Annotated in this window: 5 protein-coding genes and 1 pseudogene; 2 read left to right on the top strand and 4 right to left on the bottom strand. The window is 69.8% G+C overall.

Annotation, left to right across the window (positions count from 1 at the left end; all coding sequences use genetic code 11):
• The first annotated feature begins 294 nt into the window (after positions 1 to 294).
• Positions 295 to 1,851: a methionine--tRNA ligase gene (gene metG, locus ACT4N7_RS05765; RefSeq protein ID WP_444827534.1), complete on the top strand. Its 1,557-nt coding sequence runs from the start codon at positions 295 to 297 to the stop codon at positions 1,849 to 1,851.
• Positions 1,852 to 1,860: 9 nt separating this feature from the next.
• On the opposite strand, the gene ACT4N7_RS05760 is transcribed toward metG, so the two are convergent.
• The gene (locus tag ACT4N7_RS05760) at positions 1,861 to 2,337 is read right to left on the bottom strand and encodes a GNAT family N-acetyltransferase (protein ID WP_444827533.1); all 477 of its coding nucleotides are present in this window, start codon (positions 2,335 to 2,337) and stop codon (positions 1,861 to 1,863) included.
• A gap of 52 nt (positions 2,338 to 2,389) precedes the next feature.
• A complete protein-coding gene (locus ACT4N7_RS05755; RefSeq protein ID WP_444827532.1) occupies positions 2,390 to 3,547 on the bottom strand; it encodes an acyl-CoA dehydrogenase family protein in 1,158 nt (385 codons plus the stop codon).
• A gap of 57 nt (positions 3,548 to 3,604) precedes the next feature.
• Here ACT4N7_RS05755 and ACT4N7_RS05750 point away from each other — a divergent pair, with 57 nt between their 5' ends.
• On the top strand, positions 3,605 to 4,576 hold the full coding sequence (locus ACT4N7_RS05750) for a MaoC family dehydratase (protein ID WP_444827531.1): 972 nt from the start codon (positions 3,605 to 3,607) through the stop codon (positions 4,574 to 4,576).
• A 4-nt stretch (positions 4,577 to 4,580) separates the two neighbouring features.
• Here ACT4N7_RS05750 and ACT4N7_RS05745 read toward each other — a convergent pair whose 3' ends face one another.
• Together ACT4N7_RS05745 and ACT4N7_RS05740 are read right to left on the bottom strand one after the other, a co-directional pair.
• On the bottom strand, positions 4,581 to 5,144 hold the full coding sequence (locus tag ACT4N7_RS05745; protein WP_444827530.1) for an adenylate kinase: 564 nt from the start codon (positions 5,142 to 5,144) through the stop codon (positions 4,581 to 4,583).
• Positions 5,145 to 5,158: 14 nt separating this feature from the next.
• Positions 5,159 to 5,307 (bottom strand): annotated as a pseudogene (locus tag ACT4N7_RS05740) (DUF4396 domain-containing protein); the annotation flags it as partial.

Genomic DNA, 5,307 nt, shown 5'->3' with positions numbered 1-5,307 from the left:
CAACCGGCTCGTCGGGATCCTCCACGGCTGCCTCGCCTCAAAAACCCTCTACGACGAGGCAACCGCCTGGTCACACCACACAGACACCGCCACCGCCGCTTGACTTACAAGCGCATGGGATGTCTTTCGGCGGATAGAAATTAGGGTACCCTAATTTCTGACCGGGAAGGGGTCGTCCACAAGGGACGGTCGCGCCCGATGCCACCGAAAGCCTGGGCGGGCGGGCGGACTAAGCTCGTTGCCAGTCCGGCGTCACCGGGTCGGCACTCGTTCGGTTCAGGAGCAGAAGGAACCATGAAGCAGACAGCCTTCATCTCGACGACCATCCCGTATGTCAACGCCCGGCCGCACCTCGGACACGCCTTCGAGTTCGCGCAGACCGACGCGTACGCACGGCACATGGCCGCGATGGGAATGGATGTCTACGTCCTGAGCGGTTCCGACGAGAACAGCCTGAAGAACGTGCTCGCCGCCGAGAAGGAAGGCATCCCGGTCCTCGAACTGGTCGACCGCAACGTCGTGCACTTCGAGAACCTGGCCCGCGATCTGGACCTGGGGCTGTCGCGGTTCATTCGGACCGCGGTGGACCGTGACCACATCGACGGCGCCATCGAGATCTGGAAGCGCATCGCGGCCAGCGGCGACATCTACACCAAGGACTACGAGGGCCTCTACTGCGTGGGCTGCGAGCAGTTCTACAGCCCGGCCGAACTGGTCGACGGCAAGTGCCCGGAGCACCTGGTCGAGCCGGAACTGGTGTCGGAGACGAACTACTTCTTCCGGCTCTCGCGGTATCAGGACCAGCTCCTCGCCGCGCTGGAGTCGGGCAGCCTCAAGGTCGTGCCGGACACCCGCCGCAACGAGGTGGTCAGCTTCATCCGCGCCGGCCTGGACGACATCAGCATCTCCCGCTCGATGAGCCGCGCGCGGGGCTGGGGGATCGAGGTCCCCGGCGACCCCAGGCAGGTCATGTACGTCTGGATCGACGCGCTCACCAACTACGTCAACGCCCTGGGCTGGACCCGCGACGACCCGAACTACGAGCGGTACTGGACTGGCGCCGACCGCCGGGTGCACGTGGTCGGCAAGGGCGTCACCCGATTCCACGCCGTCTACTGGCCCGCGATGCTGCTGTCGGCTGGGCTGCCGCTGCCCACCGAGATCATGGTGCACGGCTACATCACCGCGTCCGGGATGAAGCTGAGCAAGTCGCTGGGCAACGCCGTGGACCCGGTGGACCTGGTGCAGCGCTACGGGACCCCCGCCGTCCGCTACTTTCTGCTGGCCGAACTCTCCCCCTTCATCGACGGCGACTTCAGCGAGGAGCGGTTGGTCGCCCGGTACAACGGGGATCTCGCCAACGGCCTCGGCAACCTGGTCAGCCGAGCCACCAGCATGACCGAGCGCTACCGCGAGGGCGTCGTGCCCGCGAACGCCGCCCCCGGCCCGCTGGAGGAGTCCCTGCACGCGCAGCTCCTGACCTCCGAACGCGACTCGATCACCGCGATGCGCGGCTACGACCACCGCGAGGCGCTCGCCAGGATCTGGGACCTGGTCCGCCGCGCCAACGCCTATGTCGACGAGCGTTCTCCTTGGCACCTGGCCAAGAAGGACGACCCCGAGTCGGCGGCGGCACTGGACACCACGCTGCACAACCTGGTCGGCGTCGTACGCCAGCTCGGCAGGCTGCTGGTGCCGTTCCTGCCCGAGTCGGCGGCGACCATGCTCGGCTTCCTCGACACCACTGTGGACACTGTCCCCACGGCGGAGAACTGGCTGGACGGCCTGGAGGGCGCCAAGGTGACCAAGTCGCCCGCGCTGTTCCCCCGCTTCGAGGTCGCCCCAGTGTGAGACCCGAGTTCACCGACCGGACAGGTCGAGCCGCAGGAGGATCTCGCCGTCGTCGATCTCCCCGGTGGGCTCGAAACCGAACTGTCGGTAGAAGGGCCACGGTTCACCGTCGCCGGGCTGGTAGCTGGTGAGCAGTTCGGTCGCGCCGTCCGCTCGAACCACGTCGGCGATCTGCGTCAGCACCACTCGACCGAACCCGTGCCCCTGGTGGTGGACGTCGATGAGCAGCCGCCACAGGAAGTAAGGCCCGATGATCCCGGCACGACCGGGCGGCACGTTCCAACTGAGCAGCACGAAACCGACCGGCTCGTCGCCCGAGTACACCGCCCGATACCAAGGATTCGCCTCGGGCGTGGCGGCCGCGTCGGCCAACGACCTGGTCACTGAGGCGACGAAACCCTCCTGGTCCGGCCGGACGCGTAGTGCGCACACCGCGTCGCGATTGTCGTCGGTGATCTCTCGCAAGTGCACACCTGAACGCGTCACGTCGTGCTCTCCCTGTGTCCGGTAGTTGCCGCCAGGCGACACATGTGGGGCCTCAGCGGGGCAGGCCGCCCCGGGAGATCAACTGCTCGGCGATCACGGTGCGCTGGATCTCGTTGGTGCCCTCGCCCACGATCATCAGCGGCGCGTCGCGGAAGTAGCGCTCCACGTCGTATTCGGTCGAGTAGCCATAGCCGCCGTGGATTCGGACGGCGGTCAGGGCGATCTCCATGGCGGTCTCGGAGGCGAACAGCTTCGCCATCCCGGCCTCCAGGTCGCACCGCTCGCCCGCGTCGTGGCGGGTCGCGGCGTGCAGGACGAGCAGCCGCGCGGCGGTGAGCTTGGTGGCCATGTCGGCCAGGTAGTTGCCGATGGACTGGTGTTTCCAGATCGGCTTGCCGAAGCTCTCCCGCTCCTGGGCGTAGCGCAGGGCGTCGTCGAAGGCGGCCTGGCCGACGCCCAGCGCGCGGGCGGCCACCTGGATGCGGCCGATCTCCAGGCCCCGCATCATCTGGCCGAACCCCTGCCCCTCGACCTCGCCGAGCAGTGCGGCTGCCGGGGCATAATGGTCCACAAAGGACAATTCGCAGGTCTCGACGCCCTTGTAGCCGAGCTTGGGCAGGTCGCGGGAGACGGTGAGCCCGTCGCCGTGTTCGACCAGGATGATGCTGATCCCGGCGTGCCGGGGGGTCGCCGCGGGGTCGGTCTTGCACAGCAGCGCGATGACCTGGCTCCGGCGGGCGTTGGTGATCCAGGTCTTGGCCCCGGTGATCCGGTAGCCGTCGCCGTCGCGGCGGGCGGTGGTGGTCATCGCCTGCAGATCGGAGCCGCCGCCGGGCTCGGTCAGGGCCATCGTCGCGCGGATCTCGCCGGTCGCCATCCGGGGCAGGTAGCGCTGCTTCTGCTCCTCGGTGCCGAACCGGAGCAACAGCTTCGCGACGACCGTGTGCCCGCCCATCGCCCCGGCCAGGCTCATCCAGCCGCGGGCCAGTTCCTCGGTGACCCCGACGTAGCAGGGGGTGGACACGGGCGCTTCGCCGTAGGGTTCAGGAATGGCCAGTCCGAAGATGCCGAGCCGCTTCATCCCGTCGATGAGCGTCGCGGGGTACTCGTCCGCGTGCTCCAGCTCGCGGGCGACCGGGCGTACCTCGCGGTCGACGAACGCGCGGACGGTGTCGACGACCGCCCGCTCCTCGGCGGAAAGGCTGCTCACCTGGCGCTCCCTCGGTCGGTCTGCCGGTGTTCACACTCTCATGCCCGCACAGCGGACATGATCGCCGACGGTCCGTACTTCGAGGACCTCGACCGTGGCCAGGTGTTCACCGCGCCAGGGTCCACGCTCACCGCGGGTCTGGCCGCCGCACACCGCGCCATCGTGGGGGACCGGCTGCCGCTCACCCTCGACCACGCGCTGTGCGCGGAGGTGACCGGCGCCGAGCCACTGGCGCCGCCCGCCGTGGTCTGGGATGTCGCGATTGGACAGTCCACTGTGGCCACTCGGCAGGTGAAGGCGAACCTCTTCTACCGCGGCCTGGTGTTCCGCCGCACCCCGCGGCTCGGCGACACGCTGCGCACCCGCACCGAGGTGGTGGCCCTGCGGCAGAACACCCCGCGCGCGGGCCGCGCGCCGACCGGACTGGCCGCCCTTCGGATCACCACCGTCGACCAGCACGACCGCCCCGTGCTGGACTTCTTGCGGTGCGCGATGCTGCCGCTGCGCGACCCCGAGCGGCGCACCGGCCATGCCGATGACCTCGACGCCGTCGGCACCGAGCCCGACGTCGCGACGCTGGCCGCGGTCGTCGCGGGCTGGCGCCTCGACCGCTTCGCCGCGCGGGTCGACGGACCCCGCTTCGCCGACCTCGCGGTCGGCCGGAGCTGGTCGGCCGCCGGGGGAGACGTCGTCTCCAGCGCCCCCGAACTCGCCCGCCTGACGCTCAACGTGGCGAAAGTCCACCACGACAGCGCGGGCGGCCACCGGCTCGTCTACGGCGGCCACACCATCGGGCTGACCCTGACCCAGACGATCCGCGCGCTGCCGAACATCGTCACCGTCGCGGGCTGGCGGAGCTGCGAGCACCTGGGCCCGGTCCACGAGGGCGACACGCTGCGCGCCACCGTCACCGTCGAGCGGCTCGACCCGATCCCGACCGGCGGCGGCCTGGTCCACCTCCGCGCGCAGGTCGCCGCCGACCCGGCCCGCGACGTCCTGGACTGGCGCTTCGCCGCCGTCCTGCCCTGACCGGTCACTGCTCCGGCAGACTCGCCAGCCACCGGTTCACCTCGGCCGACGACCGCAGCCGGACCACGGACACGCCCGTCAGCCGCGGCGGAGCCAGCCGCAGCGGCAACTCCCCGCGGTGCCTGCGGTGCGACCCGATCGCCCACGTGACCAGCGATTCCTTGCCGAACAGCGACCCCAGGGTCTCCCGGTTGCCGTTCCACAGTTCGGTGCGCAGGATGATCCGGCCCAGGCTGCGCCGGACGACCCGGCGCAGGATGACGCGGAGGGGGAGGTCGAGCCAGACGACGGTGTCCGCGCGGTGCCACAGCAGATCGCCGAGTGCGTCGATGTAGTTCCCGTCGACGATCCACGTCCGCCGCTCGGTCAGCTCGCCGACGCGCGCGCGGAACAGTTCGACCGGCGTCGGCGTCCAATCCGGTCCGTGGTGCAGGCCGTCCAGTTCGATGTGGGCGGCACCCGTCCGCTCGGCCAACCGCGCGGCGAGCGTGGATTTCCCGGAGCCGCAGGTGCCCAGGATGACGACCCGGTCGAGAACACCCGCCTTTCGCGCAGAGTTCCCACTCATGGTGTTGCCGTCCCCTCCATCGCGCCGGGGACGGCGACCATCACGGCGTTGTCGACGATCTCCATGACCGCGATCGACACCGTGTCCGCCGCGAGTGCGACCTTGACCGCCTGCCGGAGGTCGACGCCCGCGCGCAGGACGCCGCGCATGGTCAGGGCGTAGC

The organism is Actinokineospora sp., assembly GCF_052390155.1.
Taxonomy (GTDB): Bacteria; Actinomycetota; Actinomycetes; order Mycobacteriales; family Pseudonocardiaceae; genus Actinokineospora.
The sequence above is the reverse complement of the archived record's forward strand: the minus strand, read 5'-3'. Positions and strand labels throughout refer to the sequence as shown.